Origin of the sequence: Sphaerotilus natans (assembly GCF_900156335.1) — a bacterium.
GTDB classification, from domain to species: Bacteria; Pseudomonadota; Gammaproteobacteria; order Burkholderiales; family Burkholderiaceae_C; genus Sphaerotilus; species Sphaerotilus natans.
In genome coordinates this window covers 112154-132898 of sequence record NZ_FTMZ01000013.1, presented here as the reverse complement: position 1 = coordinate 132898, position 20745 = coordinate 112154, and the positions used below count along the sequence as shown (strand labels likewise).

The window sequence follows — 20745 nt, the reverse complement described above, 5'->3', positions numbered from 1 at the left end:
GTCGCCATACACCGGCAGCGGCTTGCCCTCCAGGGCGTTGAGGATCATCAGCGGGATCAGCTTCTCGGGGAAGTGATAGGGCCCGTAGTTGTTCGAGCAGTTGGTGGTCAGCGTCGGCAGGCCATAGGTGTGGTGGTAGGCGCGCACCAGGTGGTCGGATCCCGCCTTGCTGGCCGAGTACGGGCTGTTGGGCGCGTAGGGCGTGGTCTCGCTGAAGGCCGGATCGGTTTCGGAGAGCGAGCCGTAGACCTCGTCGGTCGAGACGTGCAGGAAGCGGAACGCCGCCTTGTCATCCGCCGGCAGCGCGCCCCAGTAGGCGCGCACGGCTTCGAGCAGCTCGAAGGTGCCGACCATGTTGGTCTGGATGAACTCGCCGGGGCCGTGGATGCTGCGGTCGACGTGGCTCTCGGCCGCGAAGTGCAGCACCGCGCGCGGGCGGTGCTCGGCCAGCAGCCGCTCGACCAGCGCGCGGTCGCCGATGTCGCCCTGCACCAGCGTGCAGCGCCCGGCGTCCAGGTGCGACTGGATCGTCGCCGGGTTGCCCGCGTACGTCAGCTTGTCCAGAACCACCACCGGCTCTTCGCTGCGCTCGAACCAGTGATGAACAAAATTGCCGCCGATGAAGCCGGCGGCGCCGGTGATGAGGATCATGGGGTAAGGACGCTCTGTGAGATCGAGATGAAAATCCCGCAGATTGTCACTCACCCGGGTTACATCTTCCTCGGCAAGACTGAAGTTAACGTTCAGTTTCGTCCGTAAGTGTCCTCATAGCGAACGATGTCATCCTCGCCCAGGTAGGAGCCGGACTGCACCTCGATGATCTCCAGCGGCACCTTGCCCGGGTTGGCCAGGCGGTGCACCTGCCCCAGCGGGATGTAGGTCGACTGGTTCTCGCTCAGCAGCAGCACCTTGTCGCCGTTGGTGATCTCGGCGGTGCCGGTCACGACGATCCAGTGCTCGGCGCGGTGATGGTGCATCTGCAGGCTCAAGGACGCCCCCGGCTTGACCATGATGCGCTTGACCTGGAAGCGCGGGCCGCTGTCGATGCTGTCGTACCAGCCCCAGGGCCGGTGCACCTTGCGGTGCAGCGTGTGCTCGGTGCGCCCGCCCTTGTCCAGTTGGGCCACGATCTGCTTGACCTCCTGGCTGCGGCTGCGGTCGGCCACCATCACCGCGTCGGCCGTCTCCACCACCACCAGGTTCTCGACGCCCACCACGCTCACCAGACGGCCGCTCGAATGCACCAGCGTGTCGCGGCTGTCCTTGGCGATCACGTCGCCGACGCAGGCGTTGCCGTTCTCGTCCTTGCCCGACACCTGCCAGACCGCCTCCCAGGCGCCCAGATCGTTCCAGCCCGCGCTCAGCGGCACCATGCGGATGTCGAACTCGCTGCCCGGGCAGCGCTCCATCACCGCGTAGTCCACCGATTCCGACGGCACGGCCATGAACGCAGCCTTGCCCGGCCGCACGAACTGCGCGTCGCACTGGCGCGGCGCCCAGGCCGCCTGCACCGCCTCGGCGATGTCCGGCCGGAAGGTCTGCAGCGCCTTCATCCACACCGAGGCACGCAGCACGAACATGCCGCTGTTCCAGAAGTAGCCGCCCTCGGCCAGGTAGCGCTCGGCGGTCGCCAGATCCGGCTTCTCGACGAACTGCGCCACCCGCGCCGCGCCCAGCTCGGGCGTCGTGCGGATGTAGCCGTAGCCCGTCTCCGGCGCGTCCGGCGTGATGCCCAGGATCACCACCAGACCGTCGGCCGCCAGCCGCACCGCCTGGCGCAGCGCCTCCGCGTACGCCGCCTCGTCGGTCACCGTCTGGTCCGCCGGCGTCACCACCAGCACCGGGTCCTGCCCGCCCTCGAGCGCCTGCAGCGCCGCCAGCGTCAGCGCCGGCGCGGTGTTGCGTCCGGCCGGCTCCAGCACCACCGCCGAGGGCATCTGGCGCACCTCGCGCAGCTGGTCCAACGCCAGGAAGCGGTGCTCCTCGTTGCCCACCACCAGCGGCGCCGCCGGCGCGATGTCCGCCGCCGCCAGCCCCGCCAGGCGCAGCGCCGCTTCCTGGAACAGGCTGCGGTTGCTGTCGCCCAGCACCAGGAACTGCTTCGGATAGCCCGCGCGCGACAGCGGCCACAGCCGCGTGCCGCTGCCGCCGGCCATGATCACCGGTTGCACGACGATGGGAGAAGAAGAGGTCTGGCTCATGGGTGACGGATCTCGTGAAGGATCAGAAGGAAGTTGAAGCAGGTTCAGAAGGCGCAAGAAAGAAATCGAGCGGTCGGCAGCACCGACGCATCGACCTTGCACGGTCGATTCTCCGGGATTGTGCTTAGGGTTTTCCGTGACGCCTCGTGCCCAAGGCGGCCGTCCCCGCGCCGGAGCGGGCATCGCGTGTCAATTTGCCGATTCCGCGCGCCGCGGCAGACCCGCGGCACGGTCCGGTCGTGGGCAATTCACGTCGCCGGTGCCGGCGGGTCCCTCAACCGCAGGATAATCGCGAGGTGATGACGCACCAACCCGAAGACGCCGTGACCGCCCCGCCCCCCGAGGCCGTCGCCGCCCCCGCCCGTTTCGACACCCTGCCGCTGGACGCCAAGCTGCTGCGGGCCATCGTCGACGCCGGCTACGAGACGATGACCCCGATCCAGGCCAAGGCGATCCCGATCGTGCTGGAAAACCGCGACGTGATGGGCGCGGCGCAGACCGGCACCGGCAAGACGGCCGCCTTCTCGCTGCCGCTGCTGCAGAAGATGATGCGCCACGAGAACGCCAGCGCCTCGCCGGCGCGCCACCCGGTGCGCGCGCTGGTGCTGGCCCCGACGCGCGAGCTGGCCGACCAGGTCGCGGTCAACGTCAAGACCTACGCCAGGCACAGCCAGCTGCGCGTGGCCTGCGTCTTCGGCGGCGTCGACATGAACCCGCAGACGGCCGAGCTCAAGCGCGGCGTCGAGGTGCTGATCGCCACGCCGGGGCGGCTGCTCGACCACATCCAGCTGAAGAACTGCAACCTCGGCCAGGTCGAGTACGTCGTGCTCGACGAGGCCGACCGCATGCTCGACATCGGCTTCCTGCCCGACCTGCAGCGCATCCTGAGCTATCTGCCCAAGAGCCGCCAGACGCTGCTGTTCTCGGCCACCTTCTCGCCCGAGATCAAGAAGCTGGCGCAGAGCTACCTGCAGGACCCGATCCTGGTCGAGGTGGCGCGCCCGAACGCCACCGCCTCGACGGTCGAGCAGCGCTTCTACCAGGTCGCCGACGAGGACAAGCGCCGCACCATCGTGCAGATCCTGCGCCAGCGCGAGATCCGCCAGGCCATCGTCTTCGTCAACTCCAAGCTGGGCGCGGCCCGGCTGGCGCGCTCCTTCGAGCGCGACGGCCTGCGCACCGCGGCGCTGCACGGCGACAAGTCGCAGGACGAGCGGCTGAAGTCGCTGGCCGCCTTCAAGGCCGGCGAGGTCGACCTGCTGGTGGCCACCGACGTCGCCGCGCGCGGCATCGACATCGCCGATCTGCCGGCGGTCTTCAACTTCGACGTGCCCTTCAACGCCGAGGACTATGTGCACCGCATCGGCCGCACCGGCCGCGCCGGCGCCTCGGGCATCGCCATCACGCTGGCCACCCGCGACGACACCCGCCTGGTGGGCGACATCGAGAAGCTGATCAAGCGCAAGATCGATCTGGAGCCCTTCGTCATCGAGGACGACCGACCGCGCCGTCGCCACCGCGATGACGACGAGGAGCGCGCCCCTCGCCGCACCGCCCCCCGCAGCGAGTTCGCCGAGGACAGCAGCCGCCCGGCCTTCGTGCCGTCGGCGCCGCCCGTGCGTGCGCCCCGCCAGGCCCCGAAGGACCCCTTCTTCGACCAGCCCTACGAGGCCGATCCGAACGCCTCGCCGGTCTGGGAAAAGCAGGCCGCAGTGCCGGCCGCGCCGGGCTCGCGCAGCTCGATCTCGCGCTTCATCAAGCCGCGGCGCAAGGTCGCCGCGCTGCTCGGCGGCAAGGTGCCGACCTGACGATCTGAAGCCGCCCGCGCGGCGGCTCGGGGGCCGTTCAGGCCAGGAAGGCGAACACCGCCGGCACGTCGGCGGGCAGCTCCGGCGGCGCCGCGCGCCACTGCGCCACCCGCAGCGTGCGGGTCGATCCGCCCTCCAGCGTCAGCCCGCAGCTGATGCTCAGCCAGGTCTGCGGGTTGAGCGCGGCCTGCAGCGCCTGCGCCATCGCGGCGTTACGGTAGGGCGTCTCGATCAGCAGCTGCGTCTGCTGCCAGCGCTTGGAGTGCGCCTCCAGGTCGCGCAGGCGCCGGGTGCGCTCGGCCGCGTCGGTGGGCAGGTAGCCGACGAAGGCGAAGCTCTGGCCGTTCAGGCCGCTGGCCGCCACCGCCAGGATCAGCGAGCTCGGCCCCGACAGCGGCATCACCGTGATGCCCTGCACATGCGCCACCCGCACCAGCTCGGCGCCCGGATCGGCCACCGCCGGCAGGCCAGCCTCCGACACCAGCCCGACGTCGTGCCCGGCCAGCGCCGGCGCCAGCAGCCCGGCCCAGTCGGGCGCCGGCGCCTTCGGATCGACACGCCCCTTGGGCGGGCGCGGCAGTTCGCGGATCGAGAGCGCCTGCAGCGGCTGCACCAGCGGCACCACCGCATCGACGCGCTTGAGCAGCGCCCGCGCGCTGCGCGCGTTCTCCGCCACCCAGTGCGACAGACCCGCCGCCACACGGATCGCGCCCAGCGGCAGCACCTGCTGCAGATCGGGCACCGGCTGGCCCTCGCGCAGCGTGCCCAGATCGAGCGTGTTGGGCACCAGCCAGAGCCGGCCCTTCGGCCCGTGGTTCGACGTCGTGCTCATGCGCCCCCTCCATGCCCGGCCAGAACGGCCAGCGCGTCGAGTCCGGCCGCGCGCAGCAGGGCCGAGGTCACGATCAGCGGCAGCCCGACCAGCGCGGTCGGATCATCCGACTCGATCGCGTCGAGCAGCGCGATGCCCAGCGTCTCGCACTTGGCGCTGCCGGCGCAGTCGTAGGGCTGCTCCAGCCGCAGGTAGGTCTCGATCTCGACCTCGCTGAGCGAGCGCACCCGCACTGTCACCGGCACGCGGCGCACCGCCTCGAAGCCGGTGTCGTGGCGCAGCACCGCCACCGCGGTGTGGAAGACCACGCTGCGCCCGCGCATCGCGCGCAGCTGCGCCACGGCGGTCTCATGGTCACCGGGCTTGCCGATCGGCTGGCCGTCGAGCTCGGCGACCTGGTCGGAGCCGATGACGATGGCCTGCGGATGGACCGCGGCGACCGCCCGGGCCTTGGCCAGCGCCAGGCGCTCGCTGAGCGCGGCCGGCGCCTCGCCGGGCTGCGGCGTCTCGTCGACCTCGGGCGAACGCACATCGAAAGGCAGACGCAACCGGGTCAGCAGCTCGCGCCGATAGCGCGAGGTCGAGGCCAGCACCAGCGGCGGCCACGCCATGCGCGGAGAGTGAAGGACAGTGTCGGACATGGCCGGATTGTGGCCGGGCCAGAAGCCGGCTCGTACACTTCGCCCCATGAAAGCACGCGAATTCAAGCCCCGCCGCCTCGACATGCGGGCCTTCATCGAGTCCGGCGAAACGCTGGGCGGCGACGAGCCGCTGGCCGACTTCGAGCGTCTGGTCGGTTGTCTGCACGAGAACGCCGATGCGGCCCGTCAGCCCGCCGTGCGCTGGCAGGCCGAGCCCGAACTGCGCCCGCGCCGCGGCGCCGAGCCGGAGCTGTGGCTGCACCTGAGCGGCTCGGCCGAGCTGGACCTGCCCTGCCAGCGCTGCCTCGAGCCGGTGGCCACCGCACTCGCCTTCGAGCGCAGTTTTCTCTTCGTCGCCAACGAGACCCAGGCCGCCGAGCTCGATGCCGACAGCGAGGACGATGTGCTGGCGCTGAGCCGCACCTTCGACCTGCTCGCGCTGGTCGAGGACGAACTGCTGATGGAGCTTCCCCCGGTGGCGCGCCACGAGACCTGCCCGGTCGAGGTCCAGCTCGACCGCGGCGAAGCCCTGCCCGACGGTCAGCCTGCGCTGCCCGCACCGGCTGGCGACGCCGCAGCGGAGGACAGCGCCGGAGGGCGCCCGAATCCGTTCGCGGTGCTGGCCCGGCTGCGTCGGGATCCGGGCGCGGACGGCGGCGACAGCACCGGCTGACGCGGCGCGACAGCAACACCCGGCCACCCCGAAGCCCCTCGAGTCCGGGAGCATTCGGAACCTGCCGGGAGGTCGTGCTACAATCGAAAGCTTTTCCAATCGGAAAACCAGGATTCAGGAGTCTCAACATGGCCGTCCAGCAAAACAAGAAGTCGCCGTCCAAGCGTGGCATGCACCGTTCGCACAATGCCCTGACCACCCCGGGCACTGCGGTCGAGTCGACCACCGGCGAAATCCATCTGCGTCACCACATCAGCCCGACCGGCTTCTACCGTGGCCGCAAGATCCTGAAGACCAAGGCCGACGCCTGAGTCTTGCCGGCTGCCGGCCTGCCCGCCGGCACTGACACCCAATCTGCCCTGCCTTGAACGACACGACCCGCACGGTCCGGCTGTCGGTGGACTGCATGGGGGGCGATCACGGCCCTTCCGTGACGCTGCCCGCATGCCGCTCCTTTCTTGACCGGCATCCCGATGCCGAGCTGGTGCTCGTGGGCACCGAACAGGCGCTCGCGCCCGCCGCCGGCTGGGCGCGCTGCCGCATGGTGATCGCCTCCGAAGTCGTCGAGATGGACGACCCGGTGGAAGTCGCCCTGCGCAAGAAGCGCGACTCGTCGATGCGCGTGGCCATCCAGCAGGTCAAGCCTGACGGGAATGGCGTGACGATGGCCGACGCCTGCGTCTCCGCAGGCAATACCGGCGCACTGATGGCGGTGGCCCGCTATCTGCTGAAGACCCTGGACGGCATCGATCGGCCGGCCATCGCCAGCGTCATGCCCAACCAGCACGACGGCTTCACGACCATGCTCGACCTCGGGGCGAACGTGGACTGCAGCGCCGAGCACCTGCTGCAGTTTGCGGTCATGGGCAGCGCGCTGGTCTCGGCCGTCGACGGCAAGGAGGCCCCGACCGTGGGCCTGCTCAACATCGGCGAGGAAGCGATCAAGGGCAACGAGACGATCAAGCGTGCCGGCGAACTGCTGCGCGCCGTCTCCGCGGCCGGTCACATCAACTTCCACGGCAATGTCGAGGGCAACGACATCTTCAAGGGCACGACCGACCTCGTCGTCTGCGACGGCTTTGTCGGCAATGTCGCCCTGAAGACGGCCGAGGGTCTGGCCGGCATGATCACCAGCTTCCTGAAGCAGGAGTTCACCCGCACGCCGCTGACCAAGATGGTGGCGATGCTGGCGATGCCGATGCTCAAGCGCTTCTCGCGGCGACTCGATCACCGCCGATTCAACGGCGCGGCGCTGCTGGGCCTGCGCGGCCTGGTGTTCAAGAGCCACGGCTCGGCCGATGCGCTGGCCTTCGAGAACGCGCTGAATCGGGCGTATGATGCCGCCCGGAACCGCCTGCTCGACCGGGTGCATGATCGGATCCTCGCCACGCTGCAGGCCCTGCCCGGTGCCGGCACGACGGCGGCGAACGAGCCCCCGGCAGCCCGTCACGCTGCATGACCACCCCCACACCCCGCCATTCGCGCATTTCCGGCACCGGCAGTGCGCTGCCCCCGCATCGCCTGAGCAACGCCGATCTGGTCGCCCGCCTGGCGGCGGACGGCATCGAGAGCTCGGACGACTGGATCGTCGAGCGCACCGGCATCCGCGCCCGCCACTTCGTCGACGACACCCAGAACGCCAGCGATCTGGCGGTGGAGGCGGCGCAGCGCGCGCTCGAGGCCGCACAGCTCACCGGCGCCGACATCGACCTGATCATCGTCGCGACCTCGACGCCGGACATGGTCTTTCCGTCGACCGCGACCATCGTGCAGCGCAAGCTCGGCATCCAGCACGGCTGCCCGGCCTTCGACGTGCAGGCGGTGTGCTCGGGCTTCGTCTATGCGCTGACCGTCGCCGACGCGATGGTGCGCGCCGGCAGCGCCCGCAATGCGCTGGTGATCGGCGCGGAAGTGTTCTCGCGCATCCTCGACTTCAAGGACCGCACCACCTGCGTGCTGTTCGGCGACGGCGCCGGCGCCGTGGTGCTGTCGGCCTCCGACACGCCCGGCATCCTGGCCACCGACCTGCATGCCGACGGCCGCCATCTGGACATCCTGTGCGTGCCCGGCACCGTCTCGGGCGGCCGAATCAGCGGCGTGCCACTGCTGCGCATGGACGGCCAGGCCGTCTTCAAGCTCGCCGTGGGCGTGCTGGAGAAGACCGCGCGCGCCAGCCTCGAGAAGGCCGGCCGCACCGAGGCCGACATCGACTGGCTGATCCCGCATCAGGCCAATATCCGCATCATGCAGGGCACCGCCCGCAAGCTGAAGCTGCCGCTGGAGAAGGTGATCGTCACCGTCGACCAGCACGGCAACACCTCGGCCGCGTCGATCCCGCTGGCGCTGGACGCCGGCGTGCGCGACAGCCGCATCCGCCGCGGCGAGACGCTGCTGCTCGAGGGCGTCGGCGGCGGCTTCACCTGGGGCTCGGTGCTGCTGGACTTCTGAGTCCGCTGCCCGACACCGCCCCGCTTCCTCCACGACAACTCACGGATCTCACATGACCGCGTTCGCCTTCGTGTTCCCCGGCCAGGGGTCGCAGTCGGTGGGCATGCTCTCGGCCTGGGGCGACCACCCCGCCGTGCGCGCCACCCTCGAAGAAGCCAGTGCCGCCCTGGGCGAGGACGTCGCCCGCCTGATCGGCGAAGGCCCGAAGGAAGCGCTGGACCTGACCACCAACACCCAGCCGGTCATGCTGACCGCCGGCATCGCCAACTACCGCGCGTGGCTGGCCGAGGGCGGCGCGGCGCCGGCGATCGTCGCCGGCCACTCGCTGGGCGAGTACACCGCGCTGGTGGCCGCAGGCAGCCTGTCGCTGATGGATGCCCTGCCGCTGGTGCGCCTGCGCGCCCAGGCGATGCAGGACGCGGTGCCGGTGGGCACCGGCGGCATGGCCGCGATCCTGGGCCTGGACGCCGCCACGGTGCGCGCGGGCTGCGCCCAGGCCGCCGCCGAGTCGGGCGAAGTGGTCGAGGCCGTCAACTTCAACGATCCCAAGCAGACCGTCATCGCCGGCTCCAAGGCCGGCGTCGAGGCGGGCTGCGCGGTGCTGAAGGGCCTGGGCGCCAAGCGCGCGCTGCCGCTGCCGGTGTCCGCGCCCTTCCATTCCAGCCTGATGAAGCCCGCCGCCGAGCGCCTGCGCGAGCGCCTGGCCACGATCACGATCCAGGCGCCGCAGATCCCGGTGCTGAACAACATCGACGTCGCCGCGCCGACCGAGCCGGACGCGATCCGCGACGCGCTCTACCGCCAGGCCTTCGGCCCGGTGCGCTGGGTCGAGCTGGTCGGCGCGCTGAAGGCGCGCGGCATGACCCATGTGATCGAATGCGGCCCCGGCAAGGTGCTCGCCGGCATGGTCAAGCGCATCGACGCCGAACTCGCCTCCGCCACGATCCTCGATCCGGTCACCCTGACCGAAGTCAAGACCCTGCTCGCATGAACGCTCCCGCCCAAGCTCAACAGGTTGCTCTCGTCACCGGCGCCAGCCGCGGCATCGGCCGCGCCATCGCGCTGCTGCTGGCCGAGCGTGGCTTCAAGGTCATCGGCACCGCCACCAGCGACAGCGGCTCGGCCGCGATCGGCGAGGCGCTGGCCCCCTTCGGCGGCCTGGGCCTGACGCTCAACGTCACCGACGCCGCCGCGCTGGACGCCGCCATCGACGGCATCGTCAAGACGCACGGCGGCCTGCATGTGCTGGTCAACAACGCCGGCATCACCCGCGACACGCTGGCCATGCGCCTGAAGGACGACGACTGGGACGCGGTGATCGACACCAACCTCAAGTCGGTCTTCCGCGCCTGCCGCGCCGCGATCAAGCCGATGATGAAGCAGCGCTTCGGCCGCATCGTCAACATCACCTCGGTGGTGGGCGCCTCGGGCAATCCGGGCCAGGCCAACTACTGCGCCTCCAAGGCCGGCGTGGCGGGCATGACCCGCTCGCTGGCCCAGGAGCTGGGCAGCCGCAACATCACCGTCAACTGCGTCGCCCCCGGCTTCATCGCCACCGACATGACCGAGGTGCTGCCGGAAGAACAGAAGAAGGCCCTGATGGCGAAGATCCCGCTGGGCCGCCTGGGCTCGCCGCAGGACATCGCCGAGGCGGTGGCCTTCCTGGCCTCGCCCGCTGCCGGCTACATCACCGGCACCGAGCTGCATGTCAACGGCGGCATGTACATGAACTGATGTCCAGGTGATCCGTCTGCCCTGCGCGGATCATCGGGACGGGCTTTCAGTGAATTGCCTCACGAAGCCCTTAGAATCGCAGGCTGTTTTTGCACCAACCCTCTCGGAGGAGAGAAATGAGCGACATCGAAGCACGCGTCAAGAAGATCATTGCCGAACAACTCGGTGTGGCCGAGGAAGAAGTGACGGCCGAGAAGGCCTTCGTCGCCGATCTGGGCGCCGACTCGCTGGACACCGTCGAGCTGGTCATGGCCCTGGAAGACGAGTTCGGCATCGAGATCCCGGACGAAGAGGCCGAGAAGATCACCACCGTCCAGGCCGCGATCGACTACGCCAAGGCCAACCAGGCCTGAGCCTGACGCGCCCCCTTCCCAACCGACCGCACTCCGCATCCGCATGACCCGTCGCCGCATTGTCGTGACCGGTCTGGGCCTCGTCACCCCGGTGGGCAACACCGTGGACGAGTCCTGGGCCAGCATCGTCGCCGGAAAGTCCGGCATCGACCATGTCACCCATTTCGACGCATCGAACCTGTCGGTGCGCTTCGCGGGTGAGGTCAAGGGCTTCCGGATCGAGGACTACATCCCGGCCAAGGAAGCGCGTCACATGGACGCCTTCATCCACTACGGCATCGCGGCCTCGCTGCAGGCCGTGAAGGATGCCGGCCTGCCTACCGGCGAGGCGCTGAGCGAGGAATTCGCCGAGCGCATCGCGGTGATGGTCGGTTCGGGAATCGGTGGCCTGCCGATGATCGAGAACACCCACGACGAATACCGCGAACGTGGCCCGCGCCGCATCTCGCCGTTCTTCGTCCCGGCCTCGATCATCAACATGATTTCCGGCCATGTCTCCATCCAGTGCGGCTTCAAGGGCCCGAACCTGGCGCTGGTGACGGCCTGCACGACCGGCCTGCACAGCATCGGCATGGCCGCTCGCATGATCGAGTACGGCGATGCCGACGTGGTGGTGGCCGGTGGCGCCGAGTCCACCGTCTCGCCGCTGGGCATGGGCGGCTTTGCCGCGGCACGTGCGCTGTCCACCCGCAACGACGACCCGAAGACCGCGTCGCGCCCGTGGGACAAGGACCGCGACGGCTTCGTGCTCGGCGAAGGCGCCGGCGTGATGGTGCTCGAGGAGTACGAGCACGCCAAGAAGCGCGGCGCGAAGATCTACGCCGAGATCGCCGGCTTCGGCATGAGCGGCGACGCCTATCACATGACCGCGCCGAACGTCGACGGCCCGCGCCGCTCGATGCAGATGGCCCTGCGCAACGCCGGCATCAACGCCGACGAGGTGCAGTTCGTCAACGCGCACGGCACCTCGACGCCGCTGGGCGATGTCAACGAAACCAACGCGATCAAGCTGGCCTTCGGCGATCATGCCAAGAAGCTGGTGGTCAACTCGACCAAGTCGATGACCGGCCACCTGCTGGGCGGCGCCGGCGGCATCGAGTCGGTATTCACCGTGCTGGGCCTGCATCACCAGATCTCGCCGCCGACGATCAACCTCTTCAACCAGGATCCGGAGTGCGATCTCGACTACTGCGCGAACACCGCGCGCGAGATGCGCATCGATGTCGCCGTGAAGAACAACTTCGGTTTCGGCGGCACCAACGGCACCCTGGTCATTCGCCGCGTCTGAGTCCCGCCTCCTTGCCGACGACGCCTGACGGCGATGGCCCGGACCCTGCTGGAGCCAGCGCCCTTCGTGCTGCGTCCGGACCCGCGCTGGCCCCGCCTGCTGCGGACCAGCCTGCTGCTGCCGCCGCTGCTCGTGGCGAGCTGGCTGCTCTGGCATCAGGTGCAGGTCGGTGCCGGCCTGCCTCCGGTGCTGCCGCTTGTGGCCGCGCTGTTGGCCATGGGAGCGCAGCTTGTGCTGGTACGCCGGATGCTGCGCGAATCGGTGCCTGGGCAGACGCTCTGCCTGCGCCCCCCGGCGCCCGGCGTTCCTGTCTGGCACGTCGACAGACAGCCCGGCGAGCCGGTCTGCCACATCGATGCCGGAGACTGGCTGCTGCTGCGCATCACCCTGCGGGCCGAGCGGCCGCGCTGGCTCGCGCTGGCTCGCCGCGATCAGCCCGACGAATGGCACCGGCTGCGCTGTGCGCTGCAGGCCAGGCCGGCCGCCATGGCGCCGTCGCCGTCATCCCCTACCCCTTTGCCCCCTGCTGAGCGATGAGCGACGACGCCGATCAACAACTGGTCGAACGGGTCCGCCAGGGCGACATGCAGGCCTTCGAGATGCTGGTGGTCAAGTACCAGCGCCGGATCGAGCGCCTGATCGGCCGATTCGTCCGCGATGTCGACCTGGTGCCCGACATCGCGCAGGAAACCTTCATCCGCGCCTACCGGGCCATCCCCCAGTTCCGGGGGGAAAGCGCCTTCTACACCTGGCTCTATCGCATCGCGGTCAACACCGCCAAGAAGGCGCTGGCCGACTTGAAGCGCGATCCGGTCATGACCGAGAGCGCGCTGGCCTCCGCCAGCCAGGATGACGAGGGAACCGAACGGCGCGAACATGAACTAAGCCATGACGAGACGCCGGAAGCGCTGATGGCCAGCCGCGAGATCGCGGACACGGTCAACGCCGCGATCGCGGCCCTGCCCGACGACCTGCGCCAGGCCATCCTGCTGCGCGAGATCGAGGGGCTCTCGTACGACGAGATCGCCGTGGTGATGGCGTGTCCGATCGGCACCGTGCGCTCGCGCATCTTTCGTGCGCGGGAGGCGATTGCCACTCGGCTGCGTCCTCTTCTGGATACCCAACAGGGCCGACGCTGGTGAATCCTGCAGCCCGGCCTGGAGCGAGTGATGAGCGAATCTGATCTGCCTGCGGAGCGTGTCCGCTCGCACGAGAGACTGTCGGCCCTGATGGACGGCGAAGCCGACCGCGACCTGGTCCAGGCGGTCTGCCGCCAGTGGCGCCAGGACGAGGACGACCGCGCCCAGTGGCATGCCTACCACCTGATCGGCGACGTGCTGCGCTCGGAGGATCTCGGGCAGCGCAGCGCCAGCGACGCGGCCTTCCTGGCCGGCGTGCGCGAGCGGCTGGCCCGCGAGCCGGTCGTGCTGGCGCCGCAGCCGATGATCGTGCCGGAACAGCCCATCGAGCAGCAGCAGGTCACGCGCACCGCCCAGGTCGTCGGCCTGCCGGTGCAGCGCAGTCTGGGCATGCGCATGCGCCGCTGGGTCGCGCCGGTCGGCATGGCAGCCGGCGTGGCCCTGGTGGCTGGCGCGGTGCTGGTGACCCGCCCCGATGCGCTCACCAGCGGAGCCGGCCAGCTGGCGGTCAGCACGCCCGCACCGACGGCGCCGGAGGTGCAGACCGTGCGCGTGCAGGCCCCGACCGGTCCCGAGGGCGATGCCGCCGACCTGATCCGCTATGTCAATGCCCACCATCAGCATCTCCATGACGGCGCCAGCCTCGGACCGGCTCCGGGCTACCTGCGCAGCACCTCCTTCGAGACGGTGCCCGCACGCTGAGATCACCCGTCGGCATGCATCCATGAGGATCCACCTTCAGGCGGGCCTGTCCCGCGCCGCGGCGGCCACCCTGCTTGGTGGCGCGCTGCTGATGCCTGGGGCGCATGCAGCGGCCCCCGGTCACCCGGCGAGCCACGCCGCCGGCAGCACAGCCCCCGCCGATCTCGGCACGCTGCTGCGCCGCATCCAGGACGCCGGCCTGCAGCAGAGCTATGTCGGCACCTATGTGACCAGCAGCGGCGGCCAGATCAGCAGTTCGCGCATCACCCACTACTGCGACGGCCGCGAGCAGATCGAGCGCATCGAGGCCCTCGACGGCCAGATGCGCCGGGTGTTCCGCCACAACGACACCATCCATGTGCTCTGGCCGGCGCGCCGCAGCGCGCTGATCGAGCAGCGCGACCTGCTCGGCCGCTTCCCGCAGCCGCTGCAGCCCGGCGACTCCGGCCGGCTGACCGACTCCTATGAGCTAATGCTGGAAGCGGACGACCGGGTGGCCGGACTCGAGGCCCAGGTCGTGACGCTGCGCCCGCGCGACGCGATGCGCTATGCCCGGCGCCTCTGGCTGGAGCGCCGCACCGGCCTGCTGCTGCGCTCCGACCTGCTGGGGCCGCAGGGCGAGGTGCTCGAATCGACCGCCTTCAGCGAACTGCAGATCGGCAGCAAGCTGCAGCCCCAGCAGCTGCTGCAGGAGATGAACCAGCTCGAGGGCTATCAGATCAGCCGACCGAGCTACCAGCCGACCGATCTGGGCGCGGAAGGCTGGAGCCTGCGCGCGCCGGTGTCGGGCTTCGTCGCCCAGCGGGTGCTGCGCCGACCGATCACGCCGTGGCCGGCGCCGCGCCCCACGGCCGAGCCGCAGCCGGTCTCACAGTCACCAGGCGCAGGCGCCAGCGTCCTGCAGGCGGTCTACAGCGACGGCCTGGCCAATGTCTCCCTCTTCATCGAGCCCCATGTCGCCGGCGTGAGCCGCCGCGAGACACCCGCCACCGTCGGCAGCACCAGCGCGCTGAGCCGGCGACTGGGCGACTGGTGGGTGACCGCCGTCGGCGCCGTGCCGCCGGCCACGCTGCAGCAGTTCACCGGCAGCATCGAGCGCAAGCGCAAGCCCTGATCCTTCACCGCGATCCACGATGTCCGACACTTCCGCACCGCACCAGATCACCCGCCCGTCACAACGCTGGCTGATGGCCGGCTCCGCGCTGCTGGGCGCGACCGCGCTCGTCGCGGCACTGACCTCGTCCCATGACGCCACCGCACAAGGCACGCCGGCCAGCGTGACCGCGACAGCGACAGCCGCCCAGTCGGGCAGTGCGGCGCTGGCCCGCGGCCTGCCTGACTTCGCCGATCTGGTCGAGCAGGTCGGCCCGGCGGTGGTCAACATCCGCACCACCGCGAAGGTGGCGACCGCCGCGCGCGGACAGGCCGGCCCCGACGAGGAAATGCAGGAGTTCTTCCGCCGCTTCTTCGGCGTGCCGATGCCGCGCCGCGGTCAGCCGCAGCCCGATGACGAGGACGGCGGCGGCGGCAACGGCCCGCGCGGCGTCGGCTCGGGCTTCATCGTCTCGGCCGACGGCCTGGTGATGACCAACGCGCATGTGATCGACGGCGCCGACGAGGTCATCGTGCGCCTGACCGACAAGCGCGAGTTCAAGGCGCGGGTGGTCGGCGCGGACAAGCGCACCGACGTGGCGATGCTGAAGATCGAGGCCGCCGGCCTGCCCACCGTGCGCTTCGGCGACGTCAACCGCCTGCGCGTTGGCGAATGGGTGATCGCGATCGGCTCGCCCTTCGACCTCGACAACACCGTGACCGCCGGCATCGTCAGCGCCAAGGCGCGCGACACCGGCGAGATGCTGCCCTTCATCCAGACCGACGTCGCGATCAATCCCGGCAACTCGGGCGGCCCGCTGATCAACCTGCGCGGCGAGGTGGTCGGCATCAACTCGCAGATCTACAGCCGCTCGGGCGGCTACATGGGCATTTCCTTCGCGATCCCGATCGACGAGGCCAACCGCGTCGCCGACCAGCTCAAGGCCGGCGGGCGGGTGGTGCGCGGGCGCATCGGCGTGCAGATCGGCGAAGTGACCAAGGACGTGGCCGAGTCACTCGGCCTGGCCCGGGCGGCCGGCGCGCTGGTGCGCTCGGTCGAGCCTGGCAGCCCGGCCGAGAAGGCCGGACTGGAGGCCGGCGACATCGTCACCCGCTTCGACGGCAAGGCGGTCGAGAAGTGGAACGACCTGCCGCGCCTGGTCGGCAACACGAAGCCGGGCACGAAGTCGACGCTGCAGGTCTGGCGCCGCGGCAGCACCCGCGACCTGGGCGTGACGGTGGCCGAGCTCGAGCCGGAAACGAAGCCGGCGGCCGCGCGCAGCGGCAAGGCCGAACCCAAGGCGCCGACCACCGGCGTGGCCGCCAGCGTGCTGGGCCTGACAGTGAGCGACCTGAGCGCGGAGCAGCGCCGCGAGGCGCGCGTCAAGGCTGGCGGCGTGCGGGTCGAGGCGGTCGACGGCCCGGCAGCCCGTGCTGGCCTGCGCGAAGGCGACCTGATCCTGGGCCTGGGCCAGGCGGAGGTGACTGACGCGCGCCAGTTCGATGCGCTGGTGGCCCGCCTCGACCGCAGCCGCCCGGCCAGCCTGCTGGTGCGGCGCGGCAACGAGGCGCAGTTCGTGCTGATCCGACCCAACCCCGCCCGCTGAACCGCCAGCCCGGGGGTTTTGGCTACAATGCCGGGCTGACCGGGCTGATCGCCCCTTGAATGCCTGCCGGAAGGCGCGTCATCGCTCGGACGACGCGCCTTTTTTCGTTGCGCCGAAGCCTGTCGGTCCGCGCGACCTGTTTCCGCCCCACCTGCCGCTGCCGGCCAGCGTCGAAGAAGCGCACTGCACCTGCACGCCATGGATCACATCAGAAACTTCTCCATCATCGCCCACATCGACCACGGCAAGAGCACGCTGGCGGACCGACTGATCCACCGCTGCGGCGGCCTGAGCGACCGCGAAATGGAAGCCCAGGTGCTCGACTCGATGGACATCGAGCGCGAGCGCGGCATCACGATCAAGGCACAGACCGCCGCGCTGCAGTACACGGCCAAGGACGGCAAGGTCTACAACCTGAACCTGATCGACACGCCCGGGCACGTCGACTTCTCCTACGAGGTCAGCCGCTCGCTGTCAGCCTGCGAGGGCGCGCTGCTGGTGGTCGACGCCTCGCAGGGCGTCGAGGCGCAGACGGTGGCCAACTGCTACACAGCGCTCGACCTGGGCGTCGAGGTGGTGCCGGTCCTGAACAAGATGGACCTGCCCTCGGCCGACCCGGACAACGCCAAGGCCGAGATCGAGGACGTGATCGGCATCGACGCCACCGACGGCATACCCTGCTCGGCCAAGACCGGCATGGGCATCGACGAGATCCTCGAAGCCGTCATCACCCGCATGCCGCCGCCCAAGGGCGACCCGGACGGCCCGCCGCGCGCGATGATCATCGACGCCTGGTTCGACAACTACGTCGGCGTGGTGATGCTGGTGCGCGTGGTCGACGGCGCGCTGCACAAGAACGAGCGCATCCGCCTGATGGCGACCAACACGGTCTATCCGATCGACCACCTGGGCGTCTTCACCCCGAAGAGCGAGAACCGCGACTGCCTGCGCGCCGGCGAGGTGGGCTTCCTGATCTGCGGCATCAAGGAGCTGGCCTCGGCCAAGGTCGGCGACACGGTGACGCTCGACAAGAAGCTGCCCAACAACGCCGGCCCCGCCAGCGAGGCCCTGCCCGGCTTCAAGGAAATCCAGCCTCAGGTCTTCGCCGGCCTCTACCCGTCGGAGTCGAGCGAGTACGAGCAGCTGCGCGACGCGCTGGAGAAGCTCAAGCTCAACGACAGCTCGCTGCGCTTCGAGCCCGAGGTCAGCCAGGCGCTGGGCTTCGGCTTCCGCTGCGGCTTCCTGGGCCTGCTGCACATGGAGATCGTGCAGGAACGCCTGGAGCGTGAGTTCGACCAGGATCTGGTCACGACCGCCCCGAGCGTGGTCTACGAGGTCGAGCTGAACGACGGCACCGTGCTGGAGGTCGAGAACCCCAGCAAGATGCCCGAGGTCGGCCGCATCAAGGAGATCCGCGAGCCCATCGTCACCGTGCACCTGTACATGCCGCAGGACTACGTCGGCCCAGTGATGACGCTGGCCAACCAGAAGCGCGGCGTGCAGCTCAACATGGCCTACCACGGCAAGCAGGTCATGCTGACCTATGAGCTGCCGCTGGCCGAGATCGTGCTGGACTTCTTCGACAAGCTCAAATCGGTCAGCCGCGGCTACGCCTCGATGGACTACGAGTTCAAGGAGTACCGCGCCGCCGACGTGGTCAAGGTCGACATCCTGATCAACGGCGACCGGGTCGACCCGCTGGCGATGATCGTGCACCGCAGCCAAAGCCAGTTCCGCGGCCGCGCGGTGGCGGCCAAGATGCGCACGCTGATCCCGCGCCAGATGTACGACGTGGCCATCCAGGCCTCGATCGGCGCCAACATCATCGCCCGCGAGGACGTCAAGGCGCTGCGCAAGAACGTGCTGGCAAAATGCTATGGCGGCGACATCACCCGCAAGCGCAAGCTGCTCGAGAAGCAGAAGGCGGGCAAGAAGCGCATGAAGCAGATCGGCTCGGTGGAGGTGCCGCAGGAGGCCTTCCTGGCGATCCTTCAGGTGGACGACTGAGCGCCCGGCCCGCCGCCTCGCGCCCGAACAACCCGAACCGGACGATCGATGGGACCCCTCACCGGCATTCTCTACGGCCTGCTGGCGCTCTACGGCGCCGGCTGGTATCTGGGCAAGTGGAGCGGCAACTTCTCGCTGCTGCTCTTCACGCTGACCGTCGTGACGATGGCCTACTGGCTGGCCGAGCGCTTCGTCTTCCTGCCGCGCCGGCTGGCCGCCGCGGCGGCGCTGACCCGCGAGGACGGTGAACGCCGTGCCCAGCTCGCCCGTCAGGGCATCGAGCAGGTCGACAGCCAGGTCGAGGGCGCACGCCAGAAGATCCTCGCCCAGCCCTGGTGGCTGGACTGGACCGCCGGGCTGTTCCCGGTGATCCTGATGGTGTTCGTGCTGCGCTCCTTCCTGTTCGAGCCGTTCAAGATCCCGTCGGGCTCGATGATCCCGACGCTGGAGATCGGCGACCTGATCCTGGTGAACAAGTTCCACTACGGCGTGCGCCTGCCGGTGATCAACAAGAAGATCATCGACAACGAGCCGGTGCGCCGTGGCGACGTGATGGTGTTCCGCTATCCGGTCGACCCGGCCATCGACTTCATCAAGCGCGTGGTGGCGATTCCCGGCGACGAGGTCGCCTACATCAACCAGAAGCTCTACCTGAACGGCAAGCCGGTGCCGCTCGAGCAGCTCGAGGACTACTACGACGAGGACCGCCGCACCTATTCGCGCCAGTTCCGCGAGCAGGTCGGCGAGGACAGTCACCGCATCCTGGTGGATCCCTCGCTGCCGTCGAGCTACGGCATGCGTGCGCGCCAGTTTCCCGGCTCGGAGAACTGCACCTATACCGCCGAAGGTGTGACCTGCAAGGTTCCGGCCGGACACTACTTCATGATGGGCGACAACCGCGACAACTCCGAGGACTCCCGCTTCTGGGGCTTCGTGCCGGACGAGAACATCGTCGGCCGGGCCTTCTTCGTGTGGATGAACTTCGGCAACGTCAAGCGCATCGGCCCCTTCCACTGACCCTGCCCACCAGCCATCCCGCGGGACGGCGGCCAGCTCTGCGGCCGTGGCGACCCGCCGCCATCGAGGACCTCATCCGATGAACGCCCGTCTCCCGCACGCCCGCAGCCAGCGCGGCATCACCCTGATCGGCCTGGTCTTCTGGGCCGTGCTGATCTCGTCGGTCGCACTGCTGGCCATGCGCGTGATCCCGACCGTCAACGAATACCTGACGATCAAGCGGGTGGTCACCCGCATCGCCAGCAGCGGCGCCAGCACCGTACCGGGCATCCGCGCGGAATTTGACAAGATCAAGTCCGTCGAATACGCCATCAGCACGATCAGTGGCGAGGATCTGGACGTGACGAAGGACAATGACCGCATCGTCATCAGCTTCGCCTACGCCAAGGAGATCGATCTCTTCGGTCCGGTGGCTTTGCTGATCAGGTACAACGGCCGATCGCAGTAAAAAGGTCCTGACCTTGAATCCGTCTCTCGAAGCCTTCTCGCACCGCCTGGGTCACAGCTTCCGCCAGCGGGAACTGCTGACGCTGGCCCTGACGCATCGCAGCTACGGCGCCGACCACAACGAGCGCCTGGAATTCCTGGGCGACGCGGTGCTCAACCTCGCCGTCTCGGACCTGCTGTTCGATCAGTACGACGAGTCCCCGGAAGGCGAGCTGACCCGCATCCGCGCCCACCTGGTGCGCCAGGACATGCTGCACCGCATCGCGCTGTCGCTGGGCATTCCGGCGATGCTGCGCCTGTCGGAGGGCGAGGCCCGCGGCGGCGGCGCCCAGCGCCCCTCCATCCTGGCCGACGCGATGGAGGCCATCATCGGCGCGGTCTACCGCGACGCCGGCTTCGACGCCGCCCAGGCGCTGGTGCGCCGGCTGTTCTCGCCGCTGATCTCCGAGACCGCGACCCAGGCCTGGGCCAAGGACGCCAAGACCCAGCTGCAGGAGTGGCTGCAGGCGCGCCGCCACAGCGTGCCCGAATACCGCATCGAGACCACCCGCGGCCGCGCGCATGACCAGACCTTCGTCGTCGTCTGCGCGGTCGCCAGCCATGGCGTCGAGGCGCGCGGCGAAGGCCGCTCGCGCCGTGCCGCCGAGCAGGAAGCCGCCCGCATCGCCCTGGAGCGGCTCAGCGCCGAACACGAATGACCCTTCCGAACGAACCGAACCTTCCCGATTCCGAATCCGAGAACGAGACCGCCGACGG

At 69.5% G+C, this 20745-nt stretch carries 22 protein-coding genes; 18 read left to right on the top strand and 4 right to left on the bottom strand.

Going from position 1 to position 20745, the window contains the following annotated elements; all coding sequences use genetic code 11:
- A partial coding sequence (locus BW996_RS12910) for a dTDP-glucose 4,6-dehydratase (protein WP_139330873.1) occupies nucleotides 1-651 on the bottom strand: 651 nt, incomplete at its 3' end.
- Between the two features lie 92 nt (nucleotides 652-743).
- Entirely contained in the window at nucleotides 744-2201 is a 1458-nt protein-coding gene (locus BW996_RS12905; RefSeq protein ID WP_241461960.1) for a mannose-1-phosphate guanylyltransferase/mannose-6-phosphate isomerase, read from the bottom strand.
- A gap of 299 nt (nucleotides 2202-2500) precedes the next feature.
- Between BW996_RS12905 and BW996_RS12900 the strand changes: the two genes are divergently transcribed.
- Entirely contained in the window at nucleotides 2501-4009 is a 1509-nt protein-coding gene (locus tag BW996_RS12900; RefSeq protein ID WP_037481728.1) for a DEAD/DEAH box helicase, read from the top strand.
- 37 nt (nucleotides 4010-4046) lie between these two features.
- Here BW996_RS12900 and BW996_RS12895 read toward each other — a convergent pair whose 3' ends face one another.
- Both BW996_RS12895 and BW996_RS12890 read right to left on the bottom strand, forming a co-directional pair.
- Nucleotides 4047-4841 carry an SAM-dependent methyltransferase gene (locus BW996_RS12895; protein ID WP_037481731.1) on the bottom strand — a complete coding sequence of 265 codons (795 nt, stop codon included), beginning with the start codon at nucleotides 4839-4841 and terminating at the stop codon, nucleotides 4047-4049.
- Nucleotides 4838-5482 carry a Maf family nucleotide pyrophosphatase gene (locus BW996_RS12890; protein WP_241461962.1) on the bottom strand — a complete coding sequence of 215 codons (645 nt, stop codon included), beginning with the start codon at nucleotides 5480-5482 and terminating at the stop codon, nucleotides 4838-4840. The genes BW996_RS12895 and BW996_RS12890 overlap by 4 nt, the downstream gene beginning before the upstream one ends.
- 46 nt (nucleotides 5483-5528) lie before the next feature.
- Between BW996_RS12890 and BW996_RS12885 the strand changes: the two genes are divergently transcribed.
- From BW996_RS12885 to rnc, 17 genes are all read left to right on the top strand, one after another.
- Complete coding sequence (locus BW996_RS12885; RefSeq protein ID WP_037481739.1) at nucleotides 5529-6155, top strand: YceD family protein; 627 nt, start codon at nucleotides 5529-5531, stop codon at nucleotides 6153-6155.
- Between the two features lie 128 nt (nucleotides 6156-6283).
- Nucleotides 6284-6466: a 50S ribosomal protein L32 gene (gene rpmF, locus BW996_RS12880; protein WP_037481741.1), complete on the top strand. Its 183-nt coding sequence runs from the start codon at nucleotides 6284-6286 to the stop codon at nucleotides 6464-6466.
- Between the two features lie 53 nt (nucleotides 6467-6519).
- Entirely contained in the window at nucleotides 6520-7614 is a 1095-nt protein-coding gene (plsX, locus tag BW996_RS12875; RefSeq protein ID WP_259373332.1) for a phosphate acyltransferase PlsX, read from the top strand.
- Nucleotides 7611-8603, top strand: coding sequence for a beta-ketoacyl-ACP synthase III (locus BW996_RS12870; protein WP_037481744.1), 993 nt, complete (start codon nucleotides 7611-7613; stop codon nucleotides 8601-8603). Before plsX ends, BW996_RS12870 begins: the two co-directional genes overlap by 4 nt.
- Before the next feature lie 52 nt (nucleotides 8604-8655).
- Nucleotides 8656-9594: an ACP S-malonyltransferase gene (gene fabD, locus BW996_RS12865; RefSeq protein ID WP_037481746.1), complete on the top strand. Its 939-nt coding sequence runs from the start codon at nucleotides 8656-8658 to the stop codon at nucleotides 9592-9594.
- Nucleotides 9591-10337 carry a 3-oxoacyl-ACP reductase FabG gene (gene fabG / locus BW996_RS12860; RefSeq protein ID WP_037481748.1) on the top strand — a complete coding sequence of 249 codons (747 nt, stop codon included), beginning with the start codon at nucleotides 9591-9593 and terminating at the stop codon, nucleotides 10335-10337. Before fabD ends, fabG begins: the two co-directional genes overlap by 4 nt.
- A gap of 116 nt (nucleotides 10338-10453) precedes the next feature.
- On the top strand, nucleotides 10454-10690 hold the full coding sequence (gene acpP / locus BW996_RS12855; RefSeq protein ID WP_037481750.1) for an acyl carrier protein: 237 nt from the start codon (nucleotides 10454-10456) through the stop codon (nucleotides 10688-10690).
- A 43-nt stretch (nucleotides 10691-10733) separates the two neighbouring features.
- A complete protein-coding gene (gene fabF / locus BW996_RS12850; protein WP_037481752.1) occupies nucleotides 10734-11978 on the top strand; it encodes a beta-ketoacyl-ACP synthase II in 1245 nt (414 codons plus the stop codon).
- 33 nt (nucleotides 11979-12011) lie between these two features.
- A complete protein-coding gene (locus BW996_RS12845; RefSeq protein ID WP_037481755.1) occupies nucleotides 12012-12515 on the top strand; it encodes a hypothetical protein in 504 nt (167 codons plus the stop codon).
- Entirely contained in the window at nucleotides 12512-13120 is a 609-nt protein-coding gene (gene rpoE / locus BW996_RS12840) for an RNA polymerase sigma factor RpoE (RefSeq protein ID WP_037481758.1), read from the top strand. Before BW996_RS12845 ends, rpoE begins: the two co-directional genes overlap by 4 nt.
- Before the next feature lie 27 nt (nucleotides 13121-13147).
- Nucleotides 13148-13819 carry a sigma-E factor negative regulatory protein gene (locus BW996_RS21720; RefSeq protein WP_076458936.1) on the top strand — a complete coding sequence of 224 codons (672 nt, stop codon included), beginning with the start codon at nucleotides 13148-13150 and terminating at the stop codon, nucleotides 13817-13819.
- Nucleotides 13820-13841: 22 nt separating this feature from the next.
- Nucleotides 13842-14933 (top strand): MucB/RseB family sigma factor regulatory protein, encoded by a 1092-nt coding sequence (locus BW996_RS12830; protein WP_037481761.1) that lies wholly within the window; start codon nucleotides 13842-13844, stop codon nucleotides 14931-14933.
- A 73-nt stretch (nucleotides 14934-15006) separates the two neighbouring features.
- Nucleotides 15007-16518 (top strand): DegQ family serine endoprotease, encoded by a 1512-nt coding sequence (locus tag BW996_RS12825; RefSeq protein ID WP_081838103.1) that lies wholly within the window; start codon nucleotides 15007-15009, stop codon nucleotides 16516-16518.
- A 198-nt stretch (nucleotides 16519-16716) separates the two neighbouring features.
- Nucleotides 16717-18525: a translation elongation factor 4 gene (gene lepA / locus BW996_RS12820; RefSeq protein ID WP_037481765.1), complete on the top strand. Its 1809-nt coding sequence runs from the start codon at nucleotides 16717-16719 to the stop codon at nucleotides 18523-18525.
- Nucleotides 18526-18573: 48 nt separating this feature from the next.
- Nucleotides 18574-19542 (top strand): signal peptidase I, encoded by a 969-nt coding sequence (gene lepB / locus BW996_RS12815; protein ID WP_037481767.1) that lies wholly within the window; start codon nucleotides 18574-18576, stop codon nucleotides 19540-19542.
- Between the two features lie 79 nt (nucleotides 19543-19621).
- Nucleotides 19622-19990 carry a DUF4845 domain-containing protein gene (locus tag BW996_RS12810; RefSeq protein ID WP_037481769.1) on the top strand — a complete coding sequence of 123 codons (369 nt, stop codon included), beginning with the start codon at nucleotides 19622-19624 and terminating at the stop codon, nucleotides 19988-19990.
- A gap of 13 nt (nucleotides 19991-20003) precedes the next feature.
- Complete coding sequence (gene rnc / locus BW996_RS12805) at nucleotides 20004-20687, top strand: ribonuclease III (protein WP_037481771.1); 684 nt, start codon at nucleotides 20004-20006, stop codon at nucleotides 20685-20687.
- Nucleotides 20688-20745 lie beyond the last annotated feature (58 nt).